12 protein-coding genes and 1 pseudogene are annotated in these 18,128 nt (G+C 48.9%); all 13 read right to left on the bottom strand.

Annotated elements, in window-relative coordinates:
* Positions 1-80 precede the first annotated feature (80 nt).
* The 13 genes and pseudogenes from ABIC22_RS05840 to ABIC22_RS05900 all read right to left on the bottom strand — a co-directional run bounded on the left by ABIC22_RS05840 (position 81) and on the right by ABIC22_RS05900 (position 18,020).
* Positions 81-890 carry an ABC transporter ATP-binding protein gene (locus tag ABIC22_RS05840; RefSeq protein ID WP_193723337.1) on the bottom strand — a complete coding sequence of 270 codons (810 nt, stop codon included), beginning with the start codon at positions 888-890 and terminating at the stop codon, positions 81-83.
* 252 nt (positions 891-1,142) lie between these two features.
* Positions 1,143-1,850: a DNA alkylation repair protein gene (locus tag ABIC22_RS05845; RefSeq protein WP_354479259.1), complete on the bottom strand. Its 708-nt coding sequence runs from the start codon at positions 1,848-1,850 to the stop codon at positions 1,143-1,145.
* Positions 1,851-1,961: 111 nt separating this feature from the next.
* Positions 1,962-4,296 (bottom strand): annotated as a pseudogene (locus ABIC22_RS05850) (ABC transporter permease).
* 5 nt (positions 4,297-4,301) lie between these two features.
* The gene (locus ABIC22_RS05855) at positions 4,302-5,006 is read right to left on the bottom strand and encodes an ABC transporter ATP-binding protein (protein ID WP_354479262.1); all 705 of its coding nucleotides are present in this window, start codon (positions 5,004-5,006) and stop codon (positions 4,302-4,304) included.
* Between the two features lie 210 nt (positions 5,007-5,216).
* Positions 5,217-5,603, bottom strand: coding sequence for a hypothetical protein (locus ABIC22_RS05860; protein ID WP_354479265.1), 387 nt, complete (start codon positions 5,601-5,603; stop codon positions 5,217-5,219).
* Between the two features lie 33 nt (positions 5,604-5,636).
* Entirely contained in the window at positions 5,637-6,815 is a 1,179-nt protein-coding gene (locus ABIC22_RS05865; RefSeq protein WP_154892986.1) for a DUF4317 family protein, read from the bottom strand.
* Positions 6,816-7,313: 498 nt separating this feature from the next.
* The gene (locus tag ABIC22_RS05870; protein ID WP_354479269.1) at positions 7,314-8,897 is read right to left on the bottom strand and encodes an ROK family protein; all 1,584 of its coding nucleotides are present in this window, start codon (positions 8,895-8,897) and stop codon (positions 7,314-7,316) included.
* Positions 8,894-10,009: an S-methyl thiohydantoin desulfurase family protein gene (locus ABIC22_RS05875; RefSeq protein ID WP_354479272.1), complete on the bottom strand. Its 1,116-nt coding sequence runs from the start codon at positions 10,007-10,009 to the stop codon at positions 8,894-8,896. Before ABIC22_RS05875 ends, ABIC22_RS05870 begins: the two co-directional genes overlap by 4 nt.
* Before the next feature lie 4 nt (positions 10,010-10,013).
* Positions 10,014-11,303, bottom strand: a complete 1,290-nt coding sequence (locus ABIC22_RS05880) for a cytosine permease (protein ID WP_354479275.1) — start codon at positions 11,301-11,303, stop codon at positions 10,014-10,016.
* A 38-nt stretch (positions 11,304-11,341) separates the two neighbouring features.
* A complete protein-coding gene (locus ABIC22_RS05885) occupies positions 11,342-11,929 on the bottom strand; it encodes a TetR/AcrR family transcriptional regulator (RefSeq protein WP_281280804.1) in 588 nt (195 codons plus the stop codon).
* Between the two features lie 272 nt (positions 11,930-12,201).
* Positions 12,202-13,011: an AAA family ATPase gene (locus ABIC22_RS05890; protein WP_354479278.1), complete on the bottom strand. Its 810-nt coding sequence runs from the start codon at positions 13,009-13,011 to the stop codon at positions 12,202-12,204.
* A 96-nt stretch (positions 13,012-13,107) separates the two neighbouring features.
* On the bottom strand, positions 13,108-16,482 hold the full coding sequence (locus ABIC22_RS05895; RefSeq protein WP_354479281.1) for a HEAT repeat domain-containing protein: 3,375 nt from the start codon (positions 16,480-16,482) through the stop codon (positions 13,108-13,110).
* 377 nt (positions 16,483-16,859) lie between these two features.
* Positions 16,860-18,020, bottom strand: a complete 1,161-nt coding sequence (locus ABIC22_RS05900; RefSeq protein ID WP_354479284.1) for a cobalamin-independent methionine synthase II family protein — start codon at positions 18,018-18,020, stop codon at positions 16,860-16,862.
* Positions 18,021-18,128 lie beyond the last annotated feature (108 nt).

Below are 18,128 nucleotides of genomic sequence, written 5' to 3' on the forward strand. Positions count from 1 at the left end.
CAGCAGGACTTCGTTTACCAAGCCGTAGGGTTGAATGGGCAGTCTTTACAGATTCGATGGGAATACACTCCTTTGATCAATTAGATATAAGCACCGCGGTATTCAGGTTCATGCAGCAGACTCCATACTTCATGGCGGGCCTTCACAAAGTCGGGATGGGAGCGAATATCCGCATCCTCCAATCGTGATTGAAGCGGAATATCCACAATTTGTCTCACCATACCGGGTCCTGGCGTCAATACGACGACTCGCTCTCCAAGATAAACGGCCTCATCAATACCATGTGTAATAAAAATGATGGTCTTCTGGGTCTTCTGCCAAATACGTAAAAGTTCACTTTGCAGGGATTCACGTGTCTGGGCATCCAATGCAGCAAAGGGCTCATCCATCAATAAGACATCCGGATTAAAGGCAAGGCTTCTGGCAATAGCTATACGCTGCTTCATCCCCCCGGATAGCTCATGCGGATAACGGTCTCCGAAGTGAGTAAGTCCCACTAGCGACAGAAAATGCTCCACCTGCTCCTTACGCTCCTGCTTCGGAATACCCTTGGCTTCCAAACCAAATTCAATATTGCCGCGTGCCGTCTTCCACGGAAATAAAGCGTACTGCTGAAAGACAATGCCACGGTCAAGCCCTGGGCCAGTAATGGTTTGGCCATCAATTAAAATGCGTCCTTGTGTCGGTGAGGATAGTCCACTGATCATATCAAGCAAGGTTGATTTTCCGCAGCCACTCGGACCCACGATGGTGATAAACTCGCCTTTTCTTACCGAAAAGTCCAGGTCTTTTACAGCAGTAAATGCCTGAGTTGCTTCCTTTTGCTTGGGATCGCGGACCGTGAACGTTTTGGTGACACTCTCAAATCTGATTTTTTCAGCAGCAGCCATTCGCTTCACCTCTCTCATTATATTGGGGTACTTAAGCAAAAAAGGCTCAGCTGACAACGTCTAGCGCTGCCCTCTGAGCCTCTGGATAAACCAGTCAGCTTCCATTCAATGGTTAAAATTTGAACATCTACAAATTTACATTAATCTGATGTGTTTACTATATTTTAGAGCTGTAGGATTGTCAACAACTACTTGAAAATAATGTATTTTTGTCAAGTAAGATCCAGATAAAAACACATGCGTTGTCTTCCTTTAACATCTTACATACTTGCGTTTGAAACCAATCCGACTTTTTTCTACGGCAGTTTGAATGGTTTCGGAAGCATTCAGGAACTTGCTCTTTGGCTTGTCCTTCTGAACTTCGACGGGACCAATGGCCTTCGCTGTTTCAACGGCCTTGTCATGCAGCGGAACGTAGGAAACCCCCACAGTGTATACGAAATTATTCATTGAATATTGGGTTCGTTCGGGAGCTTGATGGATCTTCGCTTGCACGTCTTCCAACATCGCGCTCAGCTTATCCTCGGAGAACTCGCTGTCCGGACGATTGCCTAACAACCAGCAATAACAGCTCCAGCCTGCCGACATTTTCAGCTCTTCACCGCTGGCGATCCATTTATCCGCCACTTGCTGGGCGATATCCGTCTCGGAAAGCGTGACAGCAACGATGAAATCAGAGATCATGTAAAAATACGCGTCCTCGATCCAACGGTCGAAATCCGCTTCCGTCATCGCTTTTGGATCAGCAATAACACCCGCAAAATACATCGCATCGTAATTCCCGGTTGCGTACAACTGCTCAGCCAACGCCTGATCCTTTTTGATTTTGCGGGCGATCGGCTTCATCGCCCCTGTAGCCACGCCGAAGAGTGGTTCATGTGCACCATTTGACATGTATATCTTTTTCGTGCGCTCCTTGCCAAGTGCCTCAAGCTCCTGCATCACTTCTTCCAAATTCATTACGCTGCGCTCCTTCATATTGATCTTAATAATAAACAAAGCAGTCACATTCCGTTTCTGAGCATGCAACTACTTGTAAATCAGAACTTGTATTCTCTTCTTTTCACCATTTTATTCTATACTTTTTAACGATTCAATCATATTGATCTTGGTAACTTTTAATCGTAGCAGCAAGTTGCACAGAATGGTCAGCACAAACGCTAGAAGAACCGCTATCAACATGACAATAAGATTTAACTGATCCGGAATCTGTTGGTGGGTACTCGACAACGCCTGTACGACTAGGGTATAAAAATGAACTCCCATAGGCAGCGCTACAACAACCGCAAAGGCCGTTAGTATAACGTTTTCAACAAAAATGAGCCTGTTTATTTTGTTTTTGGGATAGCCCAATACCTTAAGCGTCGCAAGTTCACGTTTACGTTCGTATATGTTTATGGAAGATATCGTGTATACAGCGCCAAAAGAGAGCACCACAGCACTAATGACAAACATGATGAACATAAAGCGATTTTGTTTCAAAATATACTGGGCCGATTCCTTCAAATCCGTCTTGTCCGCTATGGTATCTACTTGCTGATCCTGTTCGAAGAAGCTTCGAATGTCGGAAAGATCCGCACCATTATTCGCTTCAACCAAAAGTGAGGTCGGTGTATAGTCGATGTGAAAGCTTTTCAAGTAGTCTGGCGTGATATAAAAGGACGGATTGTTGAACTGAGAGGAAATTTGTATAACCTTCATATCAACGGATTGATTGTGAAGCCCTGGTTTGGTGAACTTGATTTGAATGGTATCGCCCTCTGCAATGTTGTAATGGTCGGCATAAGATTTGGGCACAAGCACGCCATTATGCTGCAACAATACTTCATTCCCGTTCTCGTCATGGAAACGAATGAGATGGTTTTCTTCTTCTGTTACAATCAACGTTGCGTTTTTCTTTATCCTTCCCTTTTATGAATTCAACAGGAAAGGTAGACAACAAAAATGATTGTTTGATGCCGGAAGGCAGCTGTAATGCTTCCAACGATGAATCTGTCTTATAATCCACTTTAAAGTCATAGGTGTATACCTCTTCGACTTGGTTGGCTATTTTTTGCAAGGCAGATTGCGTACCCAATGCAGTAATCAACAATACGGTGCTTGCAATGATGCCAATGGAGCTTGCCAGCGCTTTTCTTTTATTTAAAAACAGGTTTCTCAAAATGAGCTTATGGTTGTAGGAAGTCCGGTTCCAGATCCCCGGAAATCGTTCGATTAACAGCTTCTTCATCTTTTGAGGTGGTTTGGGACGCATCGCGTGTGCTGCACGTTCCTTCAGTACGCTTCTCCCGCTAAAGTAAACGGACAGGAGTCCGAAAAAACAGGAAAAAATAATAGGTGGTATGACCGAAAATAATGAAAGCGAAAACGAGATGCCAGGCAATGAATATGACGTTGAACTGGACGCAGTCACCAAAGGAATAAATACGTTAGCTGCAATGATACACCCCATGATCGACCCAACAATACTTATTAGCACAGGGTATCCCATGTAATGAAGCATAATGTTTCTGTCCTTGATCCCCAGAGCTTTCATAATCCCAATTTGATGTCGATGCGAATCAATCGTTCTGGACATCGTAAGAAACAGGATAATGGCAGAGATCAAAAAGAGCACCAAGGGAATCACCCTGCTCATCATGCTGTTGTTATAAATGGTTTGATGAATTTGAGCGTAACCGAATGACCGCTCTTTGCTGCGTTGATCTAGATAAGAAAGACCCTTGGATTGCCTTTCGATGACTTGGCCCAACTGATCCACATCATAGCCTTCGCTGGCATCAATGAGAAGTTCATTATAGACCACGTTACCTGTCCCTGATACTTCGGTGATCGCCTCTTCGGCAACATAAGCAAATCCGTAGGTTTTATGGTCTTGTGTCGCATTCTTTTTCACATATTCAACATTTTCGACCAAACCGCTGATCTTAAACGCAAGCTCTCTATCATTCGCAATCATACGGATCGTATCACCGACCTGATAATGATGTTCTTGGGCGTAATGGGAATCCATGATGATCTCATTTTTATTGGACGGAATGTGTCCCTCGATAATCGTAGATGTATTGATGTGGTTGTCTGCGGGAATTGAATGGATTTTCAATGAGGTAGTGCCACCTTCAACATGCTGCGTTGCATCCGTAGTGTACCGTGCTTCGATTCTATTAATGCCTTCCACTTCACTTAAACGAGCAGCATCTGCACTGGAAATATGATCGTAATAAACATTTAAGTCACTTAAATTGTGCTCTGTATAATAAGTTTGTACATAAGCACGCTGCTCCTTGCTATAACTATTCAGTCCTGCATAAAAAAAAGCCCCTACTGCGATTACCAATGCCAAGGCTGTAAATTGAACGAAAGATTGTTTAATGTCCCTAAGGAGCTTCACTGCTAATTTCGTCATCACCATCACCATTCAATGCTTTCAACGCTTTGTTTATTATCATTTATCGTTACACTTTCGATTTTCCCACTTTTGACTCTGATTATTTTGTCGGCCATAGGAGCAATCGCCGTATTATGAGTGACCAGAACGACGCATTTTTTCATTTGCCTGTTCACATCTTGAAGAAGCTTGAGGACAGATTTGCCTGTAACATAATCCAATGCGCCAGTTGGCTCGTCGCAGAGCAGAAGTAAAGGATTTTTCGCAACAGCTCTGGCGATCGCAACTCGTTGTTGTTCACCTCCAGAGAGCTGGGAAGGAAAGCTTTTCATGCGATGCTTCAATCCGACTTGATGTAAAATATCTGCGGCATTTAGCTGATTCTTACCTACTTCTGTGGCAAATTCAACATTTTCCAATGCGTTCAAGTTCGGGATCAAGTTATAGAACTGAAATACAAAACCAACTTTTTCTCCACGATAGGTCGTTAACTTTTTTTCATCCCATGTGGCAATGTCCTGATCCCCAACGGTCACTTGACCAGAAGTCGCCGTATCCATACCGCCAAGTATATTCAGAATCGTACTTTTACCGGCACCGCTTGCACCCAAAATAACGACGAACTCTCCTTCTGATATGGAAAATTCCGCGCCGTCCAGAGCTTTGATCCGGACTTCCCCAACTTGGTATTCTTTCGTTACCTTCCTGAACTCAATAAACGTTTTCACTCTTACATCTCCTCGCAATGAATTTTCAGTTGGCCGTGATGCGCTATTCTCCATGTTACACCTTACCGTGCAAGAGACACCCGACAAGCGATGTATTCCAGCATCAGCCTCAAGAAGGATTTCACTTTGGCTGGCCTTGAATTGCTCGGACATAAAAAACAAAAAGACCACGATCCGACTAAGGGATTGTGGTCTTTTCCATTCTTCCAGCTATTCCAGAACATCGTTGAAGAGCTGTCCGCCTCCATCAATGTCAATGATTTTAAGACGAGTTGTGTTTTTGATAAAAATGGTCTTGTATTTCTCCTCACCATCTTGGTTCGTGAGTAAGAGAATCCTTTCATTTTCATTATCGGTTACCGTTCGAAAGGTATAATCCTGGGAATCGATCTTCTGAACAATCATGTCATATTCGGGAAGCGAAGACCACTCGCTCTGGCTTGTACTTTCTTCGGTTGGTTCGTTGTTTGGCTGCGCCGTCTCGGTCTGTGCGGATTGGTCGCTGCTCCCCGAGGGGTTCACGGTATCCGTCTGGTTCGATTGGCAAGCCGTCAACATCGTTGCGGCCGCAATCAGGATCATAAGCAGTCTGTTCATCGTAAGTCATCTCCTGCCTGCGTTAAAGCTTTTTTATTGGATAAGTGTCTCTGACGCCAGCGTAAAGCCTTCAATCGCAACATCTTCGTCCACTTCAATCATGATGCAGCGTTTCCCTTGGAAATTCACCTGCTTGACGTATCTCAAATCCTGCGGGCTGATCGAAATCGTAGCGACCTTGGTTTCGATCTTGATGGACTTGGAAGTAAACTTCGGCATAACGCTGGTCGCTTTCATCTCATAGTTTTTATTGTCCACGATCGTTTCGAATGCCCGTTCCACCTTCTCGGTCGTCACATCCTCAACACCGCTTGCGTTCAGAACACGCTCCAGATCTTTGTAATCCAGCTTCGGAGGCTCTTCCTCCTTCGATTCTTCGTTAATTTCAATCACCCGGTTAATCTCTTCGTACACCTGAGCAATGGTAGCTGAATCGAGCTCTTCCCCAGCCACTTCCTTGACGATATCTTCAAAGATTGCTCGCTCTTCCAGTGCCGTCACGGATCTTTCTCCGTTCAATACCTGTTCGACAAAATGCGGATCCGGGAAATTCGATTTTCCCGTACAGTACAAAATCCGATTCACATCGGAATAGTTGTCCGTCACGCTAGGGTACAGGAATCCTTGCTCCGGCGTGCTTAACTTGATAATCGGATCGACAATGACATTGTACTTGAACTCCCGCTCCACATAATCGAACAAGAGTGTCTTCCGCTGTTTCTCCGTGGAGTTCACACTGCATAAGATGAATGGATGGGCAAACACCTCATTCTTCTCGCTTTCTTCCGCTTCATCGTTTCTCGCCTTCGTCGGCAAATAATACTGTCCCCGAACAAACGTGACCACCATGTCCCGCTCATACTTGGCATCCGCCAGCATTCGGTCCACGAGCAGCAGCATCATGTCCTGCCATTCTTCCGGATCACCCGTTACGAGTGCTTGATGAAGCAGTACCTGCGCAGGCTCTTCGGCTTCTTCCTGAAACTTCAGTTCGAACAATTTTTGATCCAGTTCACCGGTCAGCAGTTTCTTGAAATTCCCCATGTATAACTCCTGCTTCTCCCGGTCCACCAGTTCAAACGGATGGCGCTCCCAGTGGTAGACTTCATTCGTTTCCTTCGTAATATAGACATTGAGGATATCGTAAATATTCAGTAGATCGTGATCCATTTTGAATTGCTTGCGGATGTTGGCAACTTCTTTTTTGTTCATAGCGGACTCGGCAGCTCCTTCGATATATTCTGGCTTATTTAGTATAAATTATTGAGCATCATTTTGTTAGCGATTTGCGGCTTGCATTACTGTGCCTGCGGGTCCATTCTCCCGTGCACCTGATCCTCTATTGTGGCATATTTAGATACCCGAGTCGAGGGCATTTCCTTGAAATAAACATCTTACTTCATTGTGCTTATTTTCCTTTTCCCGAACCTGCAGCATTACGGTGATATCAAAAAAAGAACGCTATCCACTGGAGTATGGATCTGCAGTTTCCCTGCATTTCTTAATCCCGGTTCATCAGGAAAACCATCCTCTTAAATAAAAATGGTGATACGGAATTTGATCCGTACCACCAGTTCATATTCATATTATTCTGTTTATGCATCATTCCGGGCTGAGCAGCGTTAGATGAATGCCTGACTAATTATGGCATGCACGCTTCTCATGCAGCAGATCATGCTGTCGAGCATAGAGGGCATATCGTTTATGGTACTATAGCTTACCCGCAGCTTTCACTTTCACGAGCAGTGCGTTACCTGGCAAATAGGCAATCGGAATATCCTCGACAGACACAATCTGAACCGTCTCCGGGTTCGCTCCAGCTGCCGTTGCCTCGTTCACGGCGCTTTCCTTGGCATCCTGCATGACGTCGTCATATTTCCAGTCGTCCAGTGAATAGATACGCTCCGACTCGCCGCTAACCTCTCCCAGTGCTGCGCCGATCGCATTCGCCGCATCATAGTTGTCTGGCCGGATGATTCGGCTCGACCCGGCGAGCGTCTCCGGCACCAGCAGGCTACCGCCGCCGACCAGAATGACATCCACCGGATCAGCGCTCGTTTTCATCCGGTCAATGGCGTCCTCCAGGCTCTGCTGCATGACTGCATCCACCTTGAGGCATACGGCTTCGTCCACTGCATCCGCGTTGGTGCCCGGCCATACGGCCCGGCCCAGCTTCACCGCCACGTCCGTCGTTGTCAGCGTATCACCGCCGAAGATGCGGGCCCGTTTCGTCAGCTCATAGCCAACGCTGTCGGGGCCAACCGTTACGCCGCCAGCGTCATCCAACCGGACAATGGTACCGCCGCCGAGACCAATGGACAAAATGTCCGGCATCCGGAAATTCGTGCGAATGCCGCCGATATCCACCGCAGCCGACGATTGGCGTGGGAAGCCTTGTACAAGCACACCAATATCCGTTGTTGTACCGCCAATGTCAACGACCAGCGCATCCGTCAGACCGGACAGGTGTGCAGCGCCCCGAATGGAATTCGTCGGTCCGCAGGCAATCGTCAGAATCGGATAACGGAGCGCATATTCGCTCTTCATCAACGTGCCGTCATTCTGGCAAATGTAAAGCTGCGCATGGATGCCGAAGCCGTTCAGCGCTTCTTCAAAGCCGCGTACGACACCCGCAATGACTTGCAGCAGTGCCGCGTTCAGCACAGATGCATTCTCCCGCTCAAGGAGTCCGATGCTGCCAATCTCACTGGAATAGGTAACTGGCATGTCAGCACCCAGCACTTCGCGGATGATCTTGCCAACCCGCTTCTCTTGGTCACGGTTCACCGGGGCAAAGACCCCACACACCGCTACAGCGTCAACTTCGCCCTTCATCAGGTTGGCCAGTTCAGCAATCTCGGCTTCATCCAGACTCGCGATCTTACGTCCATCATACTCATAACCGCCAGATGCGATATAGCTATGCGGTCCAACCGCTGACCGCAGCGATTCTTCCCAGCCAGCAAGCGGGGGAACGGCTGTTGTTGCCGGTGCGCCGATACGAATCAGGCCAACACGGCCGAGATGCTTGCGTTCCACGATGGCATTCGTGCAGTGCGTGGTGCCAAGCATTGCGTAGCGAATGTCTGCGCCGTTCACGCCGCTCTCCTGCAGCAGGCGGCGAACAGCCTCTACAATGCCTTCGTTCACGTCAGCAGTCGTATGGACCTTGACCTTGTGCACGCAGTGCAAGTTGGAATCGAGCAGGGCGGCGTCCGTATTCGTGCCCCCTACATCAATGCCGATCCGGTAAACCTGGTTTGTGTTTGGTTCAGTCATCGTACCCTTGGTCATTGCGCCGCACCTCCTTTCAAAACCAACGTCTCAATCGGCACATAGTCGAAATCGTATCCGAAGTATCGCGGCCCCGCCGTCTCAATACCTTTTGGTGTACGCCATTTGTCATCGCATGGCAAGCCTGCTACCGTCACCCGGGCACCATACTTCAGATTCTCCGTCGTTACCGGCATACCCGTATCCTGGTCCAACAGTGTGATCAGATCAGGCGTAATCGCCAGCGGTTGGTCGTCAACGGTAGCGAGCAAAAACTCGTTTTGGAAGAACAGCCGCATCGTTTTACCCTTGTTCTCCCCGGTGCCTTCAAATACCGCTTCGCCCCGTGTAAAACCGCCATCCATACGGCGGCGGATATCCACGGCCTTGCCATGGAACAAGGCATGGCCGTTCAGCTTAGTGAGCAGTTCACGCACCGGATTCAGCTTCTGCTGCTTCGCTTCGAACAGGGTCCGCCCGATCTCATAAGCGAGCGTCAGCGTACCCCCGATGGCGCTCTGCTTCGCCTGCGCACCAGATACCGGATAATCGCAGATGGAAGCAGAACCACCCATCTCTACGGTCAGCGCACGCGCCATGCGCTCTTCCCATACGCCATCAATTGTATGCATCAAAGCGCTGTTACCCCGCTCGTCCGCCATCGCTACCGGACTGCACGGGATGCCTTCCAGATGGAACGTGACCATCTGCGATTCAGGAAAAGCCCGCCCCATCGCATCGGCGTCTACAAGCGGAATTCCGCGCTGCGCCGCCGCAATGACCGGAACGAGTGAGTTGCCGCCACCGACCTCGATCGGCATGACGGCATCCACTTTGCGCCCAATTTCTCTTTCCATCAGATCCAGCGGCTTGGTCAGCTGTTCTGCCGAAGGGATTTTCTCCAGCATCACCGTAGGTGCACCAATCATCGATACCGGTACGATAAGTCCTTCATCATCCAGTTCTTCAAGCTGTACGATTCGGACCGGCCCATGCTTGCGGATGGCCTCCATGGCAATCAGTTTACCGACATGCGGGTCGCCCCCGCCGCCTGTGCCCAGCACCGCTGCGCCAATTGCAATATATTCAATAGCCTGTTCATCAAGTGTAGTTAATCTTGCTGCCTTGTTCATGCTTTCATCCCTTCTTTACTACCCATTTGCCTATGATGGCTTGTACGATAAATGCCATCAAGAAGCTGTCCAGCGCCGGAACCTGCGTCACCTGGAACCAACCAAGCCCATCCGGAGCCATCGTTGTCATGAATCCGAAGAATGTGGCAAGGACCCATACCACGATGGAGCGAGGAATCCAGCTCCGGTTGCTGTCCAGCCCTTCAAACGAGAATCTGTTTTTGTTCACCAGCAAATACTCTGCCGTATATATACCGCCCAGCGGTGCAACAAGCATCGTAATATATGTCAGGAACGTTGTGAAACGGTCATAAATGCCGAAGCAAGCGAGTGCTGTTGCAATCAAGCCTGCAATGATGGTAATGACGGATTTGGGCATCCGTCTGAATACGACGGAGAAACCCAGTCCTGCGGAATACAAATTGTTCGTATTGGTCGTCCATTGTGCCAGTGTCAGCACGATAATGGCGGGAATACCAAGTCCGAGCGTCAGGAAAATGCCCGTCAGATCGTCGGAATCCATCGCCCGTGACAAGAAAATGGCAATGATCGTCATGAAGCTGTTGCCGACAAAGAAACCGACAAATGCTGCGGTAATCGCATGCTTAGGTGTCTTGGCCCAGCGTGCAATGTCAGGAGACAATGCTGTACCCAGGATAAAGATTCCGATAACCAGCGATATTGCCGTTCCCATCGGCAGGGCTTCACCTTCAAAAGGTGCCCAAACCGTGCTGCCACCTTCGCCGTTCAGCGCCATGACCAGCGCGACAATAATAAACACGACCAGCAGCGGTACCGACCAGACGCTTAGTTTTTCAATCGCACGGTAACCCCAGATTGCCGTGGACATCATGAGCAGTCCGCCAATGATCGATAGTACCCAGAGTGACCAATGCCAACCCCACAGCTCGCTTAGCGCCGTTTGGAAGTTGGTTGCGAAGAAGCCAACCTGTACGCCGAACCAGCCCAGCGATGAAATACCGAGAATGACGGAGACTATGAGAGCCCCTTTGTTTCCGAACAGAAACCGGCTGATCATGGCCGTCGACAGACCTGTTTTGGCCCCAACATAGGCGCACACAGCCCCGATAATACCCAAAATGATTGAACCAACGATGACCGCAGTAAGCGAGTCACCAATGCTCATGCCTGCGCCGAGCTGCGCTCCCAGAAACATGGCAGACAGGTCGATCCCGATCGCAATCCAGACAAGAGCCATCGACAGCCATGATTTTCGTAAATGCTGAGGTACGGGTTCCCGTTCGTAATCTTCTATTTTCGTATCGTTGCTCATGTTCCACCCTCTGCTTTCTGTACAATCTTGTTGATTGCCTATGCTGCGACGGATCTCCAGAACATCTCAAAGGCATGTTTCAGTTTCCGTTCGAACAGCTCAGGCGATTTATAGTAGTAATATTGCATGCCCAGCCCGTCCATCAAGGTGAGGAACGAATCCACCAGCGTCTCCATCGGAACGGCAGCCAAATCGCCGCGATCCAGACCTTCCTGCATGATCTCGCCGATAATGCTGCTCAGCAATGTATCGAAACGCCCGAATGCCTCCTGCATTCTTTCCAATAGGAAATCCGGCGGAAAAATCAAATACCGGAAGGCAAACACGGCAAGCTCTGTTTTGTTTCGGTGAAAATCGTATTGGCGAAGCAGCAGCGCATGCAGTTTTTTCTCCGTATTCATTCCTTTGCTGGTTTCCGCCATCGCTTGGATATATTCGTTGTAGGCGCTCATCGATTCTTCGAAGACCGTCATGAACAGATCTTCCTTGCTCTCAAAAAAGGCGTAGATTGCCGGAGTTTTGACGCCGACCTCCTTCGCAATTTCTGATAATGCCGTCCCATCGTAGCCCTTCTGCCCAAATAATCTCAGCGCGGCTTCCTTCAGCTTCGTTCTGGTCATGGTCATCCCCTTTTCTCCATTCTAATTAACGTTAATTAAGTAGATTATACAATTATCTGCATAAAAATCAATGCAATTAATTGCTATGTCAGCTTTTTATTTCAATGTTATACGGCCAAAATTCAAGTGGGACAATATCCTCGCAGATTTGGGCTGGAATGAATTAGTAGATTGCAGAGGAGTGCATAAGAGCTCCCTATGGCTCTAACCTGATAAAATGTATAGCAAAAAGAGGTACCCTGACATCAGGATACCTCTTACTAGAATGTTACACCTATTCATTCAAACAACCGTTGATGCTTATGAAAAAACTCGTAAAAGAATCGTACATTGTCCAGCTCATACCACTCTGCCGTCTGCAGCATGCTGGCATCGAGATTGTAGATCTTCGCATGAAGTGTGCCCAGAACAAAGGGAGAATGCGTGGCAATAATGAATTGACTGTCGAAGTAACGTGCCAGATCATTCATTTGTTCAGCCAGCTTGATTTGATTCGCGGGAGACAATGACGTTTCCGGTTCATCCAGTAAATACAGCTGCCCGGGAAGCAAATGCTCCTCAAAAAACTGCATCGAGCTTTCCCCGTTCGAATACTTCTCCTGCGAGAATCGAATGATATCCATCCTTTTGTCAAAAGCATACGACTGCTCCAGCTCTTCGACCTCGCCCTTGCTCTTTCCCTGTACGAATTGCTCATGAAGCAGCCCTTCGCGAAGCACGCTTTCCTGCTGTATTTTTTTGATTTCATATAGCAGATCCTCTGACTTGATGTACCGGCTCCCCTCGGGCAGGTTATATACGGGATGCTCGTGTTCATCCTGCCCAAGTTGATAGCTGCTTTCCTCAATAAACCGCTGAACATAGATGCTGTGTCCATAAGTGGACATTCGCTCAGCGCCCGCCATTCCCAACTTGTTCGCGATCAGATTCAGCAAAGTGGATTTGCCAGAGCCATTACTGCCGTAGAGTACCGTGATTCGGTCAAACAGCAGAACCTCCCCTGCCATGTGTCTGAACACATGATCCGGATAGATATTCGGGTTGCTGGAAATGACAGAAGAGAGTTTGAAGTTACTTATATGCAGCATCGTCTCGCTCCCCTCCCGGATAAAATAAAATGACTTCATGTAGAAGATTCATAACGAACAATCTATCCTTGTAACCACCCGATCCAAACGTCTTTTCTATTCAAGCGCCGTCCAAATATCCAATGCCGTCATACGAATGGCCTCATGCTCATGATTCCGGTATGCTCGCAAGCGTTCGGCACAAGCCTGATTCCACCGTAATGCGGTTCCCGCAATCTTCAGCAGAGAAAGCCCAAGATATTGGGCCGCAAACAGCTCCCTGCCTTTCAAATGGTCCACCAGATCCAGAATCGCTTCCGGTTTCCAATACGCCTGACTGGCATTAGCTGCACGATTAATCTGCCTGTAGGCCACATCCAATAGATACGGATGCTTGTCCACCATTTGAATCACAGGGTCCAATTGCAGGGCAGCCTGATCCACCTCGTTCCATTCCACAAATGCCAAATGTAACTTGATCACGGCCGGTTTCAGAGTTTCTTGGGATTGAAGAGCAGCAATGATGCCTGTATATAAAGGAACGAGTCCCCGCTTCGTAAGTGGAGGCAATGAGATTAGCTTGTCTATCAATGCGACCAGACGCTGCCGTTCTGGAAGGTCTCTCTCCAAAGCGGCATTCCATTCGGATCTTGTCTCCGTGCCCGCCAATTGTGTGCAAACGTTAATGACCTGATCATTCACCTTTCCTTCACGACAAGCCGCAATGAGTGTATCCATCGCTGCCTTCCACCTGGCATTGTCCTCCAGATCCAGAATCGTTTTACTGGCCGAAGCTGCCACCTTCTCTTCACTTCCATTCACCCAGTGGCTCATCGCTTGGAATGCCTCTCTGGCCACAACCGGATCGGCATGTCCGGAGATCTCGATAATCAATTGCAAATACCTTGGCCGGGCTTCTACGGGAATGCCGCCAGAATACTGGTTAAGCAGGCTTCGTGCGATATCGCGCTGCGGGGAAGCAGCCATGGCACTCATCATGGCCCAGCTGCGTTCATCATCCAGCCATTGTCTGGCCGCATGGCCTATGGCGATCATCACGTCTTTGTGTACATTCGGTTTCTTGTATTCACGGATGAGAAGCCCCATGCTCTCTTCACTTTTATAAGCCCCAAGCAGCCTAATGGCCTCTTTTCTGACCGTGATCTTCAATTTCTCCCGATGGAGCAGCTCGGACAGCATGGACGTCAACATCACCGGACTGACCCTGCGCATGCATCTGGGAATCGAGTACATGGCAACCCGGGCCCGGTCTCCATCCAGGTTGTTTAGCAATACAGGCAGTGCCTTCTCAGGCTCTTCCCATAACGAGTACGCATACAGCGCTGCCTCCACAACATGCACTTCCTCATCCTGGAATAGGACTTCCAGTTGGTCGGAACTATAATCGGGCATGCTGGCTAAGCTGCGCATCGCGGATGCACGTTCATGGAAGCTTCGTTTGGCGTCGAGTGCCACCCGTTCCAGCAGGGAAGCGAATGCCTTTTGCTGACGCGGCAGCCACCGATGAAACCCGTTATGCGCAGGCACAACATAAATTGTTTTTCCCGATAAATGCTTGCCTTTGATGATTGTCCCCGAGATAAACGGGTCCAGCCACTCCTGACGCTTCAGATGCAGATGCAAGAATACGTCATGGAATGAGATGAAGGATGGGTCTTTGTCCAGCAATTCTCTAACCCTTGTATCCCGGGTTTTATAGGGTGCCAGCCAGTAATGGACTGCCTGTGGAGACACCGTTTTGGCCTGCAGCAGTTCTTCCAGCAGAAGCTGGAGCTTCGGTAACCGATCCACGGCTTTTCCGAACAAGTCTGCCATGCGCAGAATCACGCTCGTGTTTTCGCGCTTGTTCGCTTCCACACCAAAGGCATAGATCTCATCGAATAACGCCTCAAGAGCATAACTCGGTATGCTATCCCAATCCATCGTGTACAATGCAAACTGTCCGTCCCGCATCGTCAATCTTCCAAACGTTCTCAGAGCAAACTTGAATAGGGTGCCCTTCGGCTCAAGTGCATGTTCACGCAGTATGGCAAAAGCCAGTCTCTCCACTGCGGACCTTGTCCCGTATGACGTGTCTCTGGCTTCAATCACGCTATCCACCAGCACCGTCAGATCGTCAATATGCTCTTCCTTGAACATGGGAGCCGGGCAGTTGGAGAGCTGAGCCATAACCATGAAGCGTACCGGATCCTGATCATTCTTGATTCGGGTCAGGAAGCGCAGCGTCTCATCCATACCACGCCGGGAAAGTGCTGTGCTTCGAATGAGGTGGGCATAGGCCGCAGCACGCTCGTCGCTATTAGACACCTGAACGGCTTGTTCCAGCTTCTCCCGTGCATGAACGATGCCAAGCCGTGCCGTCGTTTCGAGCATGGCGTCCCGATTATCACGAATGTCACGCAGTTCCAACATGCGGGCAGCTTCCTTGTCACGCAGCTGGTGTGGCAGTACATCCAGCAGCAGCGTAGGGATAATGCGCGTCTTCCGCTCATCTTCCTGATAAGTCGCATCAAAGATCACTTCGCGATGTGACGGCGCAAGGGTATCCAGCACCTTGGCCAGGTGCACAGGCTGATCTGCAAGCAATGCAGCCAGTGTCGTCCACTGCGCTGTGGTGAACCATTTTCTTTTTTTCAAAACACCTGCCGGAACGCCATGATTCAGAAGATATTCCCTTGTCTCCTCACGTGTCAGCAGCTCAAAAACGTCCTCTGGGCTGGCCTGAATCAGAATCCCCAGCTGCTGCTTGAGTACAGGGTGAATCGTATCCGATGGCCCAAGCGTAAGCGCACATTCCAGCACAATCGCCGGTCTAGAAAAACTCAGTATTTCAATCGCGGAAGAGAGCGTCCACCATACATGGGTCTTCTCCCGGTGCGTTGCATGCTGTAAAGCATTCTTGAAGTACGCTGCCACCAGATCGGGGTGGTACTTCGTTAAGAGCCGCCAGTTCAGTAACGCATATCCCAGCTCTGGCAGCCTGCTGCGTACCGTCTCTTCGCTGCACACAGCCAGTAACAAGGCCGCTTCTTGTGCTCCCCAGCGGTTAAGCACGATCGGCAGCAGCCGCTCCGCCCAATCCTGACGATGTGTATTCAAGATGCTCCGCAGCAATTGGCGGCGGCAGTGGTATGACATCAGGGTGATTTCGATTTCAATTGAAAAGTCCGGGTCAGTCACCACTTCTGGCAGTAGTCCAGCCGCCCGGCCCCTAACACCTGCCTTGGGATGCTGCAGGGCCAGTACAACCGCACGGGCGTCATTCACTACACCCGCACCCGTCAAGGCCAGATGTGCCTCATAGGCGGTGCCGCTTTCGAGCAAGGATACAAGCAGCGCGGAATAATTCGCATCTCCTGCATGCTGGCGCCCCAGAAGTGCCATCCGCTTCATTCTGTCCGAATACCCCAGCGAGTCCAGCTCTGTAAGCAATTGTTCTCTATTTATCAGATCATGGTTATCTGTCATCATTTTCTCTCCCCTCATGTCTCTAATAAGCTCTTTATAAGTGATCAAAACAACTCCACAAACATACTTCACAGGGTATTCCTGGAATAGTATAACTTCTTGGTAAGCAGCCGCTTCTCCTGTTTGATTCCACATTTCAAACCAAGTTAGCGCACAGCATTTGTCCTTCTCGGCCTGATGAACGGCTGACGAAAGCTAGATAAAGCCATATTCAACGTCCTTTTTCGGGGCTTCTGCGTTTTGAGTGGGAGAATGCTGCACAAAAAAAAGAGATGACTCACGAGGCACTTGTGGCCCCTTGAGTCATCCCTTCAAGCTCAGATGATTCGTATTCGAATTTTAGAGACTACGATGAAGTATCGTTAATTTTCCCGCAGCTCTTAGTTATTCCAATATTGCTTTGCAATGCGTTGACCTTGGTCGATCTTCGCCCATTGCTGAGCCTCGCTCAGCTCGTTACCGCCATCGCAGGAGGCAAAGCCGCATTGATGGGAGAGCAGCAGACGATCCTTATCAATAATTTTGGATGCTTCGTCAAGCAGACGGATGACGCGTGCTTCATCATCCAGTGTACTTGTTTTGGAAGACAGGAGGCCGAGAACGATCTCCGTTTCCGGTCTGTCCTTGAACACTTCCAATGCTTCAATCGAACCTGCACGGTCATCATCCCACTCCAGGAAGAAACGGTCATATTTCAATTGTTTCAGGAACAGGTTGGCGATTTTCGCATAAGATCCACCGCCCATGTTGCGGGAATCGTAGTTACCGCGGCAGTTATGTGTCCACATTTTCAAGCCCAAGCTGTGACCGAAGTCAATTACGGTATTGTTAATATCAATAAATTCGGTGGCAAGACCCGCTACTTCTGCTTGATCAATATGCTCGCCGGTAAACGGAGAGTTCGGATTGTCGTCTGCAAACAGCTCCCAGAGGCAGTCATCGAATTGCAGAATTTTGCCGCCAGCCGCAGCGAATTCCGCTACGAATTCTTTATATGCCTTCTCAAGACCCGCCTTGAGCTCCTGTTTGTTCTGATATACAGCATTCGTACCGCCGATGTTATCCGACCAGGACAGCTCTCCGAAGATATGGGAAGGTGAAGGTACGCAAAGTTTTGTTTGCTGATCGCCTGCTGTATCCTGCAGTTGTTTGAACAGTTGAATGAAGTGATGGTTCTTACCGCTCAGTTCACCCGTAATGCGCAATCCGATATCTTTACGAGTTTCATATTTGGATGTTCCGTCCACATCCCGGAAAAAGTAGCCGTGGTCCGCGATATAGCGTTCAATTCCGTCAAAGCCCCAGACAAAGTCCAGATGCCACATCGACTTGGAGAACTCGCCGTCTGTAACAACCGACAGGTTGTGCTCGATTTCCTTTTGCACGACCTCTTTCACCGCTGAGGTCTCGCACTCGGCATATCCTTCAAAATTTTCATAGAACGGATACTGGATATCATCACGATGTTCAATTTGTGTTTTATATGTCAGCAGCTCTTCGGGCCGCAACAAACTTCCTACGATCTGGAACTTATCAGTCATGTAAATAACCCCCTCGTTGTATAGGGCTATCATAGCACGCGGAAAGGAGTTAGAAGAATAACCAAAAGAAGATAACTAGTTATAGCTAAAAGCTATAGCAAAATCACT

This window comes from Paenibacillus sp. PvP094 (assembly GCF_040546835.1).
In the GTDB taxonomy this organism is placed as follows: domain Bacteria; phylum Bacillota; class Bacilli; order Paenibacillales; family Paenibacillaceae; genus Paenibacillus; species Paenibacillus illinoisensis.